We start from the raw sequence: 16,452 nt of genomic DNA, 5'->3' as shown, positions 1-16,452 counted from the left end.
ATCGCTTACTTAGCTGTAGTTTTGCTTTAGAAATAGAAGATCGTATATGTTGAAATTGAGGTTGTTTTGTTTGTTGATGTTTGTTCTGGGGGTATTGGAGACTTTTGGGCAGACGCAGGAGGTGTATATCAAAATCGATGAAACTGTAGATGCATCTATTCAGAGCAGAAGCCGGATCAAGACAATTTCAATTCAAGAATTGAATGGCAAAAGTGGGGTAAAGTCACTCAGATCAATTCGGCCTGAAGTCAATTCCAGCGGACGCCGGTCCCATAATCCCGGCAGTGCTTTTCTAAAAGGGATATACAGGCTCGAGGTAGAGACGAGTGAAGTTGAAGGGCTTGTTTCTGAATTGGCTTCTTATGACAATGTTTTGGCTGTTGAAAAAACACCCAAGTTTGAGGTGCTTGTAGTGCCAAGTGACGAGCGAGTGAGCGAGCAAGATTATTTGGGGGTGATTCAGGCATTTGATGCCTGGGATGTGACCAAGGGCGGATCGAATCAAATCATTGGAGTCTCTGATACGGGTTTTGATATGGATCACGAAGATTTGTTGGACAACATTTATATCAATGAATCCGATTGGCCCAATGGAATTGATGATGATAACAATGGCTATATCGATGACTATCGTGGCTGGGATGTGGCTGATGGCGATAGCGACCCCAACTACCCATCTGGTGAAACGAATTCGCATGGAAGTAATGTAGCAGGAGTGATTGCCGCTGTACCAAACAATGGTTTAGGGATCGCTGGTGTAGCATACAATAGCAAATTCGTTCCGATCAAGTTGGTCCGGTCATCCGACGGGACTTTCAACAATGCCTACGAAAGCATTATTTATGCTGCTGATTTGGGTTGTGATGTGATTAATCTTTCATGGGGTTCGCCAGATCAGTATTCAATGATTGCTCAGGACGTGATCAACTATGCAGTCTTAGAAAAAAACATGGTGGTAGTCGCTGCAGCTGGCAATACAGATGCAGAGATCAATTATTACCCTGCCAGCTATGATCATGTGCTTTCTGTGGGCAAAAGTACGGTTACTGATCGCAAGGCCGATAATGCTACCTGGAGTTATCATATCGATCTCATGGCACCAGGACAATCCGTCTTATCTACTAATATCAATGATGGATATGTCGTCAATACAGGGTCTTCCTTTTCTGCTCCGCAGGTGGCTGGGACTGCCGCTTTGGTCAGATCTGTGTTCCCCTCTTACAATGCCATTCAGATCATGGAGCAGATCAGAATGACAGCAGATGATATCTATGGAGTGAGTGGAAATAATCAATATTCCGGACAATTGGGGAAAGGCAGGCTCAATGTTTTCAGGGCGGTGACTGAGAAAGATGTCGCTTCTATTAGATGTTATGATTATGCGGTTAGTTATCCCTTCGAGATAGGAGCTTTTCCGGGAGATACAGTAACTGTTTCCCTCAGCTTTGAGAATATACTGAGACCTACGGATGCTGCTAGCGTTCATATAGAACCAGAATCTGAATTCGTAGAAGTCTTGAATGAGGAGCTGTTATTGGGATCGCTCTATACTTTTGAAAGCATAGAAGGCTTGGAAGTCAAAATGATTGTCAAAGAAGGAATTGACAGAGGACAACGTCTGAGCTTTAGGATGAACTATGAGGATGCCTCTGGATATGAGGACTTTCAATATTTCCATATTTACACCGCGCCTGAAGTACTGCAGTTGCACAATCAAAAGATTCAGCAAACCATCGCTTCCAATGGAAATCTCGCATATGGAGCTGATGTGTATGCTCAAGGAGCAGGATTGAGATACGAGGGGGAGCAAGTAGCAGGACTGGTAGGGATTGCCATTGGTAATCATCCCGATTCTATATCGGACAATTGGATTCGAGATTTTGTGCAAAGCGAGCGGTCACAGGATTTTGTGGCATCACAATCCTTAAAAATGGCCAAGAGGGATGATGCGTCCAGCTATGCACTAGGAATGTTTAATGATAGCAGCGCAGTGAATGTGCAGGGGCTGCTGATTGAGCAGGAGGCTTTGCTATTTGATGGAGCTACTGAGAGAGGTTTTATGATTCAAGAATACCGTGTGACCAATACCTCCCCGAAAGATTTGTTGCAGATGAAAATGGGCTTGTATGCGGATTTCAATCTCGGAGAATCCCTGACCAATTATTCGGAATGGGATGAAGTCGAGCAGATGGGCTACACCTATAGTCAAAAGAATTCCGGCCTAATGGCAGGAGTGCTTTTGCTAACGAACCAGACTCCCATTTTTCACGCATTAGACCTGAAAGATGCACAGGGCAATCATATAGAAGTTGATAGTGTTTTAAGCGATTCGGTAAAGTATCAGTTGTTGACCGAAGAGAAGCTCCTGGCTGGTGGAGACAATGGATATGATGTAGCACAAATCCTAACGGCTGATCTGGGAGCCTTGAATGCTTTGTCCTCACAGAAGGTCACTTTTGCAACGGTGTTTGGGTATTCTTTGGAAGAATTGCAATTGAATGCCGATAAGGCTCGAGCCAAGTATGCCGATTTTATCATGGTACCCACTTCCAACTGGTGGGCCTTTGGATGTGAAGGCGATCCTGTTAGTTTACAGAATCCCAATCCATTTTCCATCTATTCGGATGCAGCGGGTTCCAATTTAGTTCTGGAGGGGGGTGATTTGACTATTGAAAATGTGCAAGCAGATTCTGTATTGTACTATACCGAAACTAAGGGGGGGTATACTTCAGATTTATATAAGATGGAATTAAGAATTTCCAATCCAGAGGTGTCGGTGAGAATGGATCCAGAAATGTATTTTTTAGGTGATGATGCAAACAATCGAGTGCAGTTCATCGACCAGAGCCTAAAAGCGGTCAGTTGGGATTGGTCATTCGATAATGGTTTTTTCTCCAAAGCACAGAATCCAACTACTGTTTTTAATGAGGTAGGGGATTACGCGATTAATCTTAATATACTGACTGAGCAGGGATGTACAGGTACCGGCCAATGGACCTATCAAGTGAGAGAAAGAGGAGTAGTTCCTACAGTGACTGATCAATCAATTTGTGCCGGAGAGAGAGTTAGGATAGTCTCTAGCTCGAGTGCTCTAATACGTGTTTACAATTTGGAACAAGGAGGGGAGCTGCTGGCAGAAGGGGCTAGCTGGCAAACGCCAGCTCTACAGGAGACGAAGACTTATTATGTGAGTGCTATGGATGCAGAATATGAAAGTCTTAGAGTGCCTCTGAAGGTAGAAGTGGATCCTGTTGTAGCAGATTTCATGTACTTCCCCGACACAATGGATCTCAGTGGAGCTGAGATGGTAAGGATTCAAAATATTAGCCAGGAAGCCAATCAGATCGAGTGGAGTGTAGATGGACAGCAGATGGGTAGTGACGAATCTTTGATCATGGACGTGTCATTGTTGTCAGGCATGAATGTGCAACTACAGGCGACAAGTAACATGGGTTGCGTTTCTTCAATTACTAAGCCTTTGACTTTTCAGACAAGTACGCAACCGGGAGTTAACGAGTTGACAGATAGAGAGGTTTGCAAAGGGGGGATGGTGCTGTCCAGACCGTTATATGGTGAATATTTTGCTTTCTATGCTGATCAGTCCCTGACTCAACTGGTAGCCAAGGGAACCAGTGCCACTTTAGGGCCTGTTTTGTCAGACACTTCCTTTTACATTACCAATATTTCTGATTTCCATCAAAGTAATGCGGTGGAGCTGGAAGTCAGGTTAAATGATTTTGATTTAGAGTTGGTTGCCACTCCAGAGATGTTGGATTTTGGTCTTGCCAATAGCGCCATGTTTTCACTAGTTTCTCATGAAGGGGTTTCGAGCTATCAATGGTTTGTAGCAGATGAGTTTGTCGAAATAGCAGATACATTAAATTATACCTTTTATCAATTAGGGGAGTATAAAATAGAGTTGGTAGCCGAATCAATCGAGGGATGTACGGATACACTTAGTATGAGGTATTTGGTGGACGAACCCTTGCAGCGCCACGATATTGGGGATTTGCTAACCTATCCTAACCCAACCAAAGAGGCATACTTTATTAAAGGTGAGGGACTGGAAGTTAGTTCAATAAGACTTTATTCTGCTTTGGGGCAGCAAATGGAAGTGGACGTTTTTGATCAAGGGAGTTATTTGCAACTTCAGACCGAGGCTTTACCAAAAGGCATTTATTTTGTGGTGTTCAGGCAGCACGGGGAGGAAATCCAACGTAAAATGATCAAACATTAACTGAATTGTAAATCGATCTTTTGCATATACCGTTTTTTGGTTTTACATTACCTCTTAATCCCTAACTATGAAGGCTAAGCACAAATGAACATCGGTTCAGTTGTGACTAATTTCAATATGCATGTATCAACATATTGTTCAAAAAGAAATTAAAGATAGGTTAGGTTAAAGTAGGTCAACTACTACCTGGTCTCTGAGGAGAGACCAGGTTTTTTTATGCCTTGTGGAACCCGTTCGGATATTCGTCGTTAATTTAGCTTTCGTTTATAGTTAAACTGAAACAGCAGAATATAACCATATGAATATGACTTTAAGGCTTGTTATTTTACTCTTTGGCCTCCCTTTAATTAGTTTCTCTCAAAAACCCAACCAACCCAATTCTTCAGAAATCCTTCACCGCTTAGAAAAAATCAATGTATTAGGTTCAGCCTTGTATGTAGCCGCGCATCCCGACGATGAAAATACGCGATTGATCACTTACCTGGCGAATGAAAGACATTTTAACACGGCGTATCTATCAGCTACCAGAGGAGATGGTGGTCAGAACCTGATTGGACCGGAAATAAGAGAAGCGCTGGGTGTGATCAGAACGCAAGAACTTCTGGCAGCAAGGCGCACTGATGGGGGCAAGCAATACTTTAGTAGGGCCAATGATTTTGGTTATTCTAAGAATCCAGATGAGACTTTCAATATCTGGAACAAAGAGGAAGTGTTGGCAGACTTTGTCAAGGTATTTAGAATGCACAAGCCAGATGTGGTAATCTGCCGCTTTCCTGAGGATGGCAGAGGAGGACATGGCCATCATACTGCTTCAGCTATCCTGGCACATGAGGCCTTCAATCTGGCAGCTGACCCGAATGCATATCCCGAATCTGCCAAGGAATTTGGGACCTGGCAGCCTAAACGCATTTTGTTCAATACGCATCGCTTCTTTTTTGAAAGAGCGGGTGAGGAGTTTCATCCTGAGAACCTGCTCTCTGAAGATCTCGGAGGATACAATCCTTTATTGGGTCAGTCCTATACAGAAATAGCGGCACTGAGTCGCAGCATGCACAAGAGTCAGGGGTTTGGTTCTACGGGTAGTAGAGGAGAAGCTCAGGAGTATTTTTATCATGTGGATGGAGACAGTACGACTGTTGATCTCATGGATGGAGTTAACAGTACCTGGTCGAGAATCGAAGGAGGAAAAAAGGTAGGGGCGCATATTGACAATGCCTTGCTACATTTTGAAGCAGGTAAGCCTCAGTTGATTATTCCAGATCTGATCAAAGCCTATGAGGAATTGAGTCAGTTGGAAGATGGTTATTGGAAGTCACTCAAAATGGAAGAGATCAAATCATTGATCAAAGACTGTGCGGGACTCTATCTGGAAGTAAAGGCAAATGCGGAAAGTTATGTGCCAGGTGATGAGCTCAAGCTGAGTATAGAAGCTATCAATCGTTCGGACGTGGAGTTCGATTTGTTTTCTGTTGATATCATGGGGATTCAAACTTTTGAGGTTCGCCAGAAGCTATTTGATAATAGACCTCTGAATATGGATAAGACTTATCAAATCAAGGAAGGAATGGCCTATTCACAACCTTATTGGTTGCGAGAAAAGGGCACATTGGGCATGTATAAGGTGTCTAATCCTCAATTGATATCTAAGCCCGAAAATGATCCGTCGTTACAAGCAGTATTCACACTTAAGTATGGAGAGACCTATCTGGATTACAAATTGCCAGTAGTGTATAAGAGAAATGATCCTGTAGAGGGCGAAGTGTATGAGCCTGTGGTGATCACACCTCCAGTATTTGTCAATCTACCGGACAAAGTAGTAGTCTTTGCTAATGGAGAGGAAAAGGAAGTGACTGTAAACGTAATAGCAGGTAAGAATGGTATTGATGGCAAGGTAGAATTGAGCTTGCCTGATGGCTGGAAAAGTAAACCGAAGAAATCTAAGTTCAGTCTGGAAAACAAAGGTGAACAAGCCAGCTTTACATTTGTCGTTACGCCTCCTGCTTCACAGTCCGAAGGAACCATGGGCGCTGTGGCGACTATAGGGGCTCAGTCGTACAATTATGAATTGCAAAAAATAGAATATGACCACATTCCTACACAGACATTGATGTCTAAATCAGAGGCTAGGATCGTAAATGTGGATATTCAGAAGAAAGGAGAACGCATCGCCTACATTCCGGGAGCCGGAGACGATATTCCTGCCAGTTTAGAACAAGTAGGGTATCAGGTTAGTCTGATAGAAGCCGTTGATATCAAAGCGGAAGAGTTGGCATCATATGATGCGGTGATTTTGGGTATCAGGGCTTTCAATACTCAAGATGCGCTCAAGTTTAAAAACAAAGAATTGATGACCTATGTAGAGGAGGGCGGAACCTTAATTGTTCAATACAATACTTCGCATCGATTGGTCACGGAAGAGATTGCTCCTTATGAATTGAAACTTTCGAGAGATCGTGTGTCAGTAGAGGATGCTGAAGTGAGAATATTAAAATCAGATCACCCTGTGCTCAATCAACCGAATAAAATTACGCAGAAGGATTTTGATAATTGGACGCAAGAGCGCGGCTTGTATTTTCCTAACGAATGGAGTCCGGAGTTTGAGGCCATACTTTCTGCCAACGATCCCGGCGAACCGGCCAGAGATGGTGGTTTGCTGGTAGCAGAATATGGAAAGGGCTACTACATCTACACAGGGTACTCTTGGTTTAGAGAACTGCCTGCAGGTGTGCCGGGTGCCTTTAGAATTTTCACGAATTTGATATCAATAGGTAAATAATGCAGGAAGACCCAATAGAAGAAAAACCGCCGTTTTTTAAGGAATGGAAACAGATGTATGCCTTTGTTTTGGGCCTGCTGCTGGTGATCATAGTGTTGTTGTACTTTTTTAGCCGGGCCTTCGTATGAGTGTACTTGATTTAGTTGTGCTCTTTGGTACATTGAGTTTGATTGTTGGTTTTGGGGTTTATAAAACTCTGGGGACCAATAGTATGCAGGATTATCTATTGGCGGGAAAAAGTATGAAGTGGGGGACCATTGGTCTTTCTGTGATGGCGACTCAGGCCAGTGCCATTACCTTTATCTCTACACCAGGCCAGGCTTATGAAAGTGGGATGGCCTTTGTGCAAAACTATTTTGGTTTGCCCATTGCGTTGGTCATTGTAGCCTTTGTGTTTATTCCGATCTATTATAAGCTGAAAGTCTATACGGCCTACGAATACCTTGAATCTCGATTCGACAAGAAAACCCGTTTGCTCGGGGCTTTTCTATTTTTGATTCAAAGAGGTTTGGCGGCAGGTATCACGATATATGCTCCGGCTATCATTCTATCTACCATCCTGCAATGGGATTTGACTTATACCATCCTGCTGGTTGGTATATTGGTGATTATCTATACAGTGAGCGGTGGCACCAAAGCAGTCAGTATCACTCAGAAGCATCAGATGGCAGTCATTCTATTTGGCATGGTGGTGGCTTTTGGGTTTATCCTTCATTATCTCAGTCCCTATGTGTCTTTTATGGAGGCATTGAGTTTGGCGGGAAGTTTGGACAAGCTGAATGCAGTGGATTTTTCCTTTGATCCTGAGAAAAGATATACTGTATGGACCGGGATATTGGGCGGCTTGTTTTTGGCACTTTCCTATTTTGGTACAGATCAGTCGCAAGTACAACGGTATCTGGGAGGAAAGAACACGGCGGAGAGCAAAATGGGATTGATGTTCAATGCGGTGCTCAAAATCCCAATGCAGTTCTTTATCCTGTTGACAGGCGCACTGCTTTACGTGTTTTATATTTTCTATCCTTCCCCCGTTCATTTCAATCAAAATTCGATTGATGAGTTGGAGATCAAAGTGCCTGGAGTGACGGCAGAGATCATTGGCGAGCATGAGACGCTATTTGAGAAAAGGAGGGAAGCAGCGTTGTCTTTTAGCCAATCTGAAGATGCGGCTACCAGGGAAGAGCTCAAACATACTTCTAAAGATCTGGAGGCCAATCGCCAGGATATGCGAGATCTGATAGCCAAACATGATGCCTCTATCAAGACCAAGGATTCGGATTATGTGTTTCTGACCTTTATCTTAAACTATTTGCCAGAGGGGTTGATTGGCCTGTTGATAGCTGTGATCTTTTCTGCAGCCATGTCATCTACTTCGGGTGAATTGAATGCCCTGGCCTCTACTACGACAGTGGATTTTTACAAGCGGGTTTTCAAACCTGAAGCGAGTGACACGCACTATGTAAAGACTTCCAAATTGATTACGGCACTTTGGGGCTTTATGGCCATAGGTTTTGCTTTTTTGGCGCACCAGTCAGAGAACCTCATCGAAATGGTCAATATCCTGGGCTCACTTTTTTATGGTAATATTTTAGGGATCTTTCTGGTAGCCTTTTTTATCAAATATGTGAAGGGAACTGCGGTATTTACCGCTGCTTTGCTCTCTCAGTATCTGGTGTTGCAATTGTTCGTAAGCACCGACATTGGCTATCTATGGTTCAATGCCATCGGCTGTGCAGGTGTGGTGTTGATGTCTCTACTATTTCAGCTTTTGTTCCCCGATAAGTGGAAAAAGTAATAGTAGGAAAATAAGAAAGGCTTGATCTAATTCATAGATCAAGCCCTTGATTACTTATTACAAATCTAACTAAATCAAAGCTCAGCAATTGGTTTGCTGTCTTCACCAACTAATTTCAAATACTTTTTATAGATGTCTCTGGCTACATTTCTGCCGAGATTCAATCCTTCAATGTTGTCTGCCTGAATGTGGTAACCACCCATTACTCTGGAGATACCTGCCATTTCGCCTGCCTTGGTGAAAGTTGGGAATTGTAGCGTCACTGTATCCCCAATGTTATTAGGTTCTGTTAGGCTGCCAGGTACCAAATCCACTGACGATCCAAAAGTGTCGTCCCCTTTAAAAAGTCTCAAAGCTTCTGCACATCCACCTGAGATAGTACTGTGACCTGATACATAACTTGGGAAAGGAGGGCATAAGAATGAGTTAGGAGAATAGGGTCTCCATTCTTCCCCCTTCATATCTTTCCAACCGGCCTCAGGTCCTGCCCAGCCATAGATATCTTCTCCCTTGAAGTAATCATGAACCAAAGCAAAAGGTCTGGCAAAATCATAATGCATTTTAGAATCCCAGCAGGCAATAAATCCATCCATAGCTACTGCTTCAACCAGAAAATACATTTTCACATCATCGTCTAGGGTGTGGTTATCTCTAATAGAAACCTCTTGAGCGAAAATCAACCAGTGACCTGCTTGTTGTACAGACTTTGGACCATCCCTCATGAATTCAACCAATGCTCTGTTTTCATCTGTTAGGTTCGCTTGAAGTTCTACCACTTCCTTCACTTCTTGAGCCAATTGTTCAGAGCCTACTGCTGGAGGAGGTCCTGGTCTATACTGACTAGAAGAATCCAGCATCAAAGGCTTCACGAGTTGCCAGTAAGGAGTCAGGCAGCTCGGCGCGAATTTCTTACCCATGTCATCAGTGAAGTACTTGGGCTGCCATTTTTCTAAGTCAACATTTTCCTCTACAGAGTTGACAGGGCTATATTCTGTGTAATCATAGTAAGGCTTTTTGCTGTCGCCTGATAGTTCTCCATACTGATTGGAGCCGTCGTTTCTTCTTGCCTCTATGACCGCCTTAGCAGCCAGGTTACCTATACCAACTGCTGTACTAGGATCTAGCAACATGTCATCCGGGTCCAAACCCATCGATTCCATGAAATCGCGGTACATAGTAGAATCAGAATAGTAGTATTCGGACATGGCTCTATAGGCAGCATAGCTGATGGCAATTTCTTTATTCTTGGTAGTCATTTCTGCCGCGGGACGTCTTTCTACCCCTGATAAGTAAACTGGTGTGGCTTTTTCGTCAAAACGAGTCCATGCATCAAAGATGGAAGTAAATATGAGACCCAAAAAGCGGCTGGTGATTGTAGGACGAGGTTTGAACATGTCAGTGTCATTGGCAGTGGCTTCCAGTGCTATTTTGCCCCATTGATAGGCCACGTTGTTTTGTCCTGTTGGATTGTAATCACTCATTTCTTTCTCTTGAGGCTTACAAGCCAGGGTAATAAAAATGAGTGCAGTAAATGCGAGTATTAGTCTGTTCATAATCTGTATTAATAATTAATCATACGGTTTGGATTACCAAACATGATTCAATTTTACAGATATGCTGCCTCTATAATAGGAGTCGATGGATGAGTCGCCGGAATTAATTGATGAAACGGAGGGATTAATTGATGAATGATTTCTTAGTTTTTGGCTTCTATACCCATGATGATCTGAACCAGCATTTGGATGGTCTCTGACTTATTTAAGGGAATGGAAGTCCCCATGATGGAATAACCTTCGACATAGGGAAGGATTAGACTGACCAATTGTTCGGGTCGTGAGCTATGATCTGCAATCACCGCGATCACCTCCTGGCAATATTTTTTGTAATAAGTATGCACCGCATCGTTGATTTGAGGATCGCGTGTGGTGAGCGCCCATATTTCCTTGAACATGCTACATTGTGCTGTTTTGCCTCCTTCGATTAGATGGTCATTCAGGATATCCTCCAAAAATTGCTTGAAATTCTCGGGTTGTTTATTGAGGTTTTCTTTGACCTCCGATAGACACCAGTTGAAGTAAGCTTCTATCATGGCGATCAGCAGACTGCTTTGGTCTTTAAAGTAGTACTGCAGATTGCTCAACGTGATGTTGGCCTCCTTGGCTACTCTTCGCATACTCATCTGCCCCTGACCCTCTTTTAGCAATATGTCAGTGGCTGTCTGAAGTATGTTTTGTACCGTTTCTTCTCTTTTTCCCATCTTTTATCATCAATGATTTTTAAATATAGGTCAAACGACCTATAATTGTTAGGTCAAGCGACCTAAAACATAGAAAGATGAAAAGAAAAATCTTAATAATTAATGGTAATCCTCAATCGGACAGTTTTTGTCATGCCCTGGTAGAAGCCTACATGAAAGGTGCCAATGGCACGGAAGTGAGGAAAATAGAGATGTCAGCTCTTGAATTCGATAGCAATTTGAAGGAGGGGTATAAGGAGCGACAGGATTGGGAGCCCGATCTCCAAGAAGCCATGGATCAGATCCTATGGGCCGATCATTTGGTTTGGGTGTATCCCGTCTGGTGGTACAGTTTGCCTGCGAAGATGAAGGGGTTTATCGATAGGCTGTTTTTGCCTCAGGTGACCTTTAGTTTTGAAAAGGGGTCTCCATTGCCTAAGCAGCTCCTGAAGGGGAAAACAGGCAGGATTATTACCACTGCTGACTCACCCAAGTGGTATTACGATTGGTTCATGAAGGCACCAGCGACACATCAGTTGAAGAGAGGAACGCTACAGTTCTGTGGTGTGAAGCCAGTGAAGACGGCCTTTTTTGGTCCTATGAAAGGGGCCTCTGATAAGAAGTTGAATCGCTGGTTGAGCAAAACAGAAAAGATGGGAAGGATTGATGCCTGATTGGATCTGGGCTATTTTTCTTTGACGATTTTTTCGTTTGAGCCAGCTTCGTATGGGTAGGTTTCGAATATTCTGTCTACCGCTTGTTTGATTGCCAAATCAGCGGTAGTCTTCTTCCCAAACCTTAAATCAAGGCTGGCTTGCCATACCAATTTTTTCCTGGACTTGTCTCTGAACTCTATCAGTAGGATGGCATCAGTGTAGTTTTTGGATTGGGCAGGGGGAGTGTAGTAGTAATAAGGATCGTAGTAGTAATTGTAGTTTCGTTGCGTCTCAGTAGTCGTGGTAGACATCAATTCATATCGGACGATCAGATCAGGATTATTGCGGTCTGAAGTGAAGTTTTTAAGCTTCATGTTGAGCTCAATCTCCTTTTCGATCTGGTCGAAAAGATGGAGTCCTTCTTGAGAGTAGTCCTTGTTTTCAGATTTGAAATTGATGAGACGATAGCTTTTGTAATCGCTAAAGTCCATGTCCGAGTTAACGAATTCAATCACTTTGGCAGGCCCACAGGTACTTGCCAAAGTGATTAATATGATCCATAATCCTATAAACCTCATGATAGGTTTTACGGGAATTTTGGATACTTGTCAAAATCTGGATCTCTTTTTTCCAAAAAGGCATTTTTACCTTCTTGTGCTTCTTCCATCAGGTAGTACATCAGGGTAGCATCTCCGGCAAATTCCATTAGTCCTCTTTGTCCATCCAACTCGGCATTCAATCCGCGTTTGATCATACGGAGGGCCATTGGGCTTCTCTTCATCATGGTGCGACACCAGTCTACAGTAGTCTCCTCCAGTTTGTCTAGCGGCACTACTGTGTTAACCATTCCCATTTCTTCTGCTTCTTTGGCAGTGTACTGATTGCAAAGGAACCAAATCTCTCTTGCTTTCTTTTGGCCTACGTGCCTCGCCAGGTAAGAGGAACCAAATCCTGCATCGAAGCTACCCACTTTAGGTCCTGTCTGACCGAATTTGGCATTGTCAGAGGCAATAGTCAAGTCACAAACCACGTGCAATACATGACCGCCCCCGATGGCATATCCATTGACCATGGCCACTACAGGCTTAGGCAGAGAGCGGATGGCTTTGTGCAGATCCAATACGTTCAGTCTAGGTACACCATTTTCACTGATGTAACCCCCAACGCCCTTTACGTTTTGATCTCCACCCGAACAGAATGCTTTGTCTCCGATACCTGTCAGTACCACTACTCTTACATCTTCACGCTCTCTGGCAATTTCCATCGCGTCCAACATTTCGAAGTTGGTTTCTGGACGAAAGGCATTGTAAACCTCAGGTCGGTTGATGGTGATTTTAGCGATACCCTCGAAAAACTCGTATTTGATATCTGTATATTCTTTGATGGTTTCCCAATTGAAATTACTCATGATATTGAAAGTTTTAGTCCGTCAAAATTAATTCGATAGGGATAAATCCCTCATTTTTTTAAATAATTGTTTGTAAGCCTTTTTGTTATCTTCTGCCTCAGTGAATATTTCCAGTATGCTTCTCTGGCCTTCGAAGGAGAAAAATTGGGGCAAATGTTCGTCTAATTCCTCCATGCTGGCAATAGGTCTGTAGTTGAAACCGAATTCTTCCGCCAGATGCAGGGCAGTCGATCGCTGATCCGTTTCGAAGAACTCCTTGAGCTCGGGTTGTTCAGACGGGCCTTGAATCATTCGGAAGATATTGCCCCCCTGGTTGTTGAATACGACGATTCGGAGCTGGTCGGGCACACGATTGTGCCAAAAGGCATTCCGATCATAAAGGAAGGCTACATCTCCAGTGAAAAGCAAGGTATTGCGCTTAGATGCAAGGGCGGTTCCTACAGCGGTGCTATTTGACCCGTCGATCCCACTGGTGCCTCGGTTGCAGTAGATTTCAATGTCTTTTTGTTTGATGCCCATCACATTGGCATATCTCACGGCCATGCTGTTGGCGAGATGCACATCTGTGTTTTGAGGGAGCTCTTTCATCAATCGGGCATAAAGGCTGCTTTCATTCCAATCCATGGGGTCGATGCCTTCAAGCAAAGCGTTGGCTTGTTGATTGGCTTTTTGCCAGTCTGAAAAGAAGCTTTTTTGCTCTGCAGATGGGTTTAAATCACTTTTGTTCCACGCATTTAGGAAGTCCAAGGCTGTGCAAGATAGCGTTTTACTCAGGTGGTCGTAGGTGTCTGCCGCATCTTCATTAGGCGTGATGTGCCAGTGTGCTATGTCCTTTTGTTCTCTTAGGAAAAGCTTTAGGTTTTTAGAAATCACGGATAAGCCAAAAGAAATCACCAGGTCGGGTTTGAGCCTGCTGTCTCGCTGGATGAGGAAAAGGTCTTGATGCTGGATGCAGTCTGTTACCTCTTGCGCGTTGGATATCACATCAGCGACTACAGGTATGTTTCTCTCTCTCGACAGTTGGCTCAAAGACTCATTCAATTCTGAATCCTTATGGCCTTGTCCTACTATGATCAAAACTCGTGGATATTTATCCATTTCCTGAATTTGTTCAGGCTTGACCTGTGTTTGGGGTGGAACTGCTTTGGTGATTCTAATGTTTTTTCGGGCCTGATAGCTTTTGTCTTTTTCAGGATAAAAAGGCTCCTGAAAAGGGATGTTGAGATGAACAGGGCCTTTTGCGCCCGTTAGGCAGGTGTTCAGGGCCTTTTCTAGTAGTTCCTGGGCTTGATCAGTGTCATCCTCCAGGGAGGGGAAGTCAAAATAAGCCTTGACATGAGGACCGTACAATTCTTTTTGGAAGATGGTCTGACCATCTCTCTTACCGATGAGTTCTGGCGGTCGATCTGCCGTCAGGATCAACAGCGGTACTTGATTGAAAAATGCTTCTGCCACAGCAGGAGCATAATTGAGACCGGCTGAGCCTGAGGTACAGACTATGACGGTCGGTACTTGTGTTTTGAGTGACAAACCTAAGGCGATGAAAGCCGCTGATCGTTCGTCAGGTACGCTTAGGCACTCGATCTGGGGGTGGCGGGCAAATGCAATGGTTAAGGCAGCATTGCGAGAGCCTGGTGAGATCACTGCATGCTTCACGCCAAACTGAAAGCAAATTTCTGGTATATCAAAGGTGGATTGGAGGTTCATCAGATGTTTTCGAAGACGTTGAGCAAGGTCCTGAATTTGATTTCCGTTTCGTTCCACTCCAGCTCTGGTATGCTGTCTTCTGTAACTCCCGCTCCAGCAAAAATAATCCCGCCATCTTTGAAGATCTGGGTACAACGTAGGTTCACAAAAACAGAGGTGGTTCCTTTGTCATTGACTGGACCCAGGTAGCCGCTGAAGAAGCTTCGGTCATAGCCTTCGTGCTGTTCCAGAAACTGTGCGGCTGGTTTCATCGGCATACCGCATACGGCGGAAGTAGGATGGAGGAGCTTGAGCATGACAGTGGCCAACTCCGGGAAGTTGGTGGCTTTCATGTCCACCTCAAAGCTCGTCTTTAGGTGAATCAAGTTACCGGCTTTTACGGTCTTCGGGCCATGCTCACTGAATTCGCGCAACCTGATCTGCTTGAAGCAGTTGATGATATAGCGACTGACGAGCGCCTGCTCTTCGATCTCTTTCTGGGTCCAGGCCGCCTGTGATAAGTTGAAGTTCTTAGGGATGCCCTGAGTACCTGCCAGAGATACGGTTCGGAAATATTGATCGTTTTCAGTCTCAATCAATAGTTCTGGGGTGGCTCCCAGCCATAGGCCATGCTCAGGAGTATACACTAATGAAACGAAAGCATTTTCATAGCTTTTGCAGAGCTTCATCAACTCATGCACAGGATGAAAGCCTTTGGGTAGCTGATACCGGGATCTTCTCGAAGGAACGATTTTCTGGTAATATCCTTCTTCTATGTGTGTTTTACACTTTTCTACCAATTGGATAAAGGCCTGCTTGTCGTCCAATACATGTGGAGCAGCTTTTAATTGCTCCTGAAAATTGAACTCAGTAGGGTCCTCTTGAAACTGAGCGAACTGATTGAAAAAATGATTCAGTCTATCTGAGCTTTCGAGCTTGGGGCTGATACTCAGGTTTTCGCTCTCCTGATCCAAATTGATTTCTGATCGGATGAAATTGCCCTGTTGGTTGGATTTAAAGCAATTGAAAAGGAAACCGGTAGAGGCGCTTTCAATTTCTTCTACAAAATCCAGTCCCTCGGTTACCTGACAGGTGGCTTGTATTTTTTCTTCTTGAGGTTTTCTCCATATGGCCACAGGGGTGTTGATTGCTACTGCGGTATGGAAGAAGGCTTTTAATTTTTCTTCGAAGCTTTTGCCCTCCAGAGTTTGATTGATCTTCTCTAACTCCTTATTCATTTTTTTCTGTCTAAAACTGCCAATGTTATTCTACTTACACAAACCAACTCCTTCTGTTCATTGGTGATTTTGATCTCCCACACCTGCGTTTTCTTACCTACATGCAGGGGACGAGCGGTGCCTTCTACTGTGCCTTCTCTGGCACTTTTGATGTGGTTGGCATTGATATCTAATCCTACGCAATATTGCTCCTCAGGATTCAATGTCATGGTGGCTGCTACACTGCCCAGAGTCTCCGCTAGTGCCACGGATGCCCCTCCATGTAACAGTCCCAAAGGCTGATGGGTACGTTTGTCCACGGGCATGGTGCCTTTGAGGTAGTCGTCCCCGATTTCGGTGAATTGAATGTCTATATGTTCAACTAAAGTGTTTTTCGACAAGTTATTGATCACTTCCAGCGTAAAGATCTCTTTGAACATA

At 43.9% G+C, this 16,452-nt stretch carries 11 protein-coding genes; 4 read left to right on the top strand and 7 right to left on the bottom strand.

All coding sequences use genetic code 11. The annotated features are described in order from the left end of the window. Positions 1–46: 46 nt before the first annotated feature. The 3 genes from N7U62_RS07290 (at position 47) to N7U62_RS07280 (ending at position 8,808) form a co-directional block, all read left to right on the top strand. Positions 47–4,237, top strand: coding sequence for a S8 family serine peptidase (locus N7U62_RS07290; protein ID WP_264137251.1), 4,191 nt, complete (start codon positions 47–49; stop codon positions 4,235–4,237). Between the two features lie 304 nt (positions 4,238–4,541). Next, positions 4,542–7,013 carry a PIG-L family deacetylase gene (locus tag N7U62_RS07285; protein ID WP_264137250.1) on the top strand — a complete coding sequence of 824 codons (2,472 nt, stop codon included), beginning with the start codon at positions 4,542–4,544 and terminating at the stop codon, positions 7,011–7,013. A 124-nt stretch (positions 7,014–7,137) separates the two neighbouring features. Next, positions 7,138–8,808 carry a sodium:solute symporter family protein gene (locus tag N7U62_RS07280; protein ID WP_264137248.1) on the top strand — a complete coding sequence of 557 codons (1,671 nt, stop codon included), beginning with the start codon at positions 7,138–7,140 and terminating at the stop codon, positions 8,806–8,808. Between the two features lie 74 nt (positions 8,809–8,882). Here the strand turns inward: N7U62_RS07280 and N7U62_RS07275 are convergent, their stop codons facing one another. Continuing rightward, positions 8,883–10,361 (bottom strand): vanadium-dependent haloperoxidase, encoded by a 1,479-nt coding sequence (locus N7U62_RS07275; RefSeq protein WP_264137247.1) that lies wholly within the window; start codon positions 10,359–10,361, stop codon positions 8,883–8,885. A 143-nt stretch (positions 10,362–10,504) separates the two neighbouring features. Continuing rightward, a complete protein-coding gene (locus N7U62_RS07270; protein ID WP_264137246.1) occupies positions 10,505–11,065 on the bottom strand; it encodes a TetR/AcrR family transcriptional regulator in 561 nt (186 codons plus the stop codon). 77 nt (positions 11,066–11,142) lie between these two features. On the opposite strand from N7U62_RS07270, the gene N7U62_RS07265 reads away from it, so the two are divergent. Beyond that, the gene (locus N7U62_RS07265) at positions 11,143–11,718 is read left to right on the top strand and encodes an NAD(P)H-dependent oxidoreductase (RefSeq protein WP_264137245.1); all 576 of its coding nucleotides are present in this window, start codon (positions 11,143–11,145) and stop codon (positions 11,716–11,718) included. Positions 11,719–11,729: 11 nt separating this feature from the next. Here N7U62_RS07265 and N7U62_RS07260 read toward each other — a convergent pair whose 3' ends face one another. The 5 genes from N7U62_RS07260 to N7U62_RS07240 are packed head-to-tail and all read right to left on the bottom strand — an operon-like array spanning position 11,730 to position 16,451. Then, positions 11,730–12,278 (bottom strand): DUF4136 domain-containing protein, encoded by a 549-nt coding sequence (locus N7U62_RS07260; RefSeq protein WP_264137243.1) that lies wholly within the window; start codon positions 12,276–12,278, stop codon positions 11,730–11,732. 8 nt (positions 12,279–12,286) lie between these two features. Further along, positions 12,287–13,111, bottom strand: coding sequence for a 1,4-dihydroxy-2-naphthoyl-CoA synthase (gene menB, locus N7U62_RS07255; protein ID WP_444875410.1), 825 nt, complete (start codon positions 13,109–13,111; stop codon positions 12,287–12,289). Between the two features lie 24 nt (positions 13,112–13,135). Then, a complete protein-coding gene (gene menD / locus N7U62_RS07250) occupies positions 13,136–14,815 on the bottom strand; it encodes a 2-succinyl-5-enolpyruvyl-6-hydroxy-3-cyclohexene-1-carboxylic-acid synthase (protein WP_264137241.1) in 1,680 nt (559 codons plus the stop codon). Continuing rightward, positions 14,815–16,032 carry a chorismate-binding protein gene (locus N7U62_RS07245; protein WP_264137240.1) on the bottom strand — a complete coding sequence of 406 codons (1,218 nt, stop codon included), beginning with the start codon at positions 16,030–16,032 and terminating at the stop codon, positions 14,815–14,817. The genes menD and N7U62_RS07245 overlap by 1 nt, the downstream gene beginning before the upstream one ends. Further along, positions 16,029–16,451 (bottom strand): hotdog fold thioesterase, encoded by a 423-nt coding sequence (locus N7U62_RS07240; protein WP_264137239.1) that lies wholly within the window; start codon positions 16,449–16,451, stop codon positions 16,029–16,031. The genes N7U62_RS07245 and N7U62_RS07240 overlap by 4 nt, the downstream gene beginning before the upstream one ends. Position 16,452 lies beyond the last annotated feature (1 nt).

This window comes from Reichenbachiella ulvae, assembly GCF_025833875.1.
Classification (GTDB): domain Bacteria; phylum Bacteroidota; class Bacteroidia; order Cytophagales; family Cyclobacteriaceae; genus Reichenbachiella; species Reichenbachiella ulvae.
Note: the sequence above shows the minus strand (reverse complement) of the source record. Positions and strands in the feature narration are given on the sequence as shown.

Excerpts from the sequence above, each read along its gene's own strand:
- N7U62_RS07290 (WP_264137251.1), top strand. The coding sequence starts at position 47 with ATGTTGAAATTGAGGTTGTTTTGTTTGTTGATGTTTGTTCTGGGGGTA.
- N7U62_RS07260 (WP_264137243.1), bottom strand. The coding sequence starts at position 12,278 with ATGAGGTTTATAGGATTATGGATCATATTAATCACTTTGGCAAGTACC.
- N7U62_RS07280 (WP_264137248.1), top strand. The coding sequence starts at position 7,138 with ATGAGTGTACTTGATTTAGTTGTGCTCTTTGGTACATTGAGTTTGATT.
- N7U62_RS07275 (WP_264137247.1), bottom strand. The coding sequence starts at position 10,361 with ATGAACAGACTAATACTCGCATTTACTGCACTCATTTTTATTACCCTG.
- N7U62_RS07245 (WP_264137240.1), bottom strand. The coding sequence starts at position 16,032 with ATGAATAAGGAGTTAGAGAAGATCAATCAAACTCTGGAGGGCAAAAGC.
- menD (WP_264137241.1), bottom strand. The coding sequence starts at position 14,815 with ATGAACCTCCAATCCACCTTTGATATACCAGAAATTTGCTTTCAGTTT.
- N7U62_RS07265 (WP_264137245.1), top strand. The coding sequence starts at position 11,143 with ATGAAAAGAAAAATCTTAATAATTAATGGTAATCCTCAATCGGACAGT.
- N7U62_RS07240 (WP_264137239.1), bottom strand. The coding sequence starts at position 16,451 with ATGTTCAAAGAGATCTTTACGCTGGAAGTGATCAATAACTTGTCGAAA.
- N7U62_RS07270 (WP_264137246.1), bottom strand. The coding sequence starts at position 11,065 with ATGGGAAAAAGAGAAGAAACGGTACAAAACATACTTCAGACAGCCACT.
- N7U62_RS07285 (WP_264137250.1), top strand. The coding sequence starts at position 4,542 with ATGACTTTAAGGCTTGTTATTTTACTCTTTGGCCTCCCTTTAATTAGT.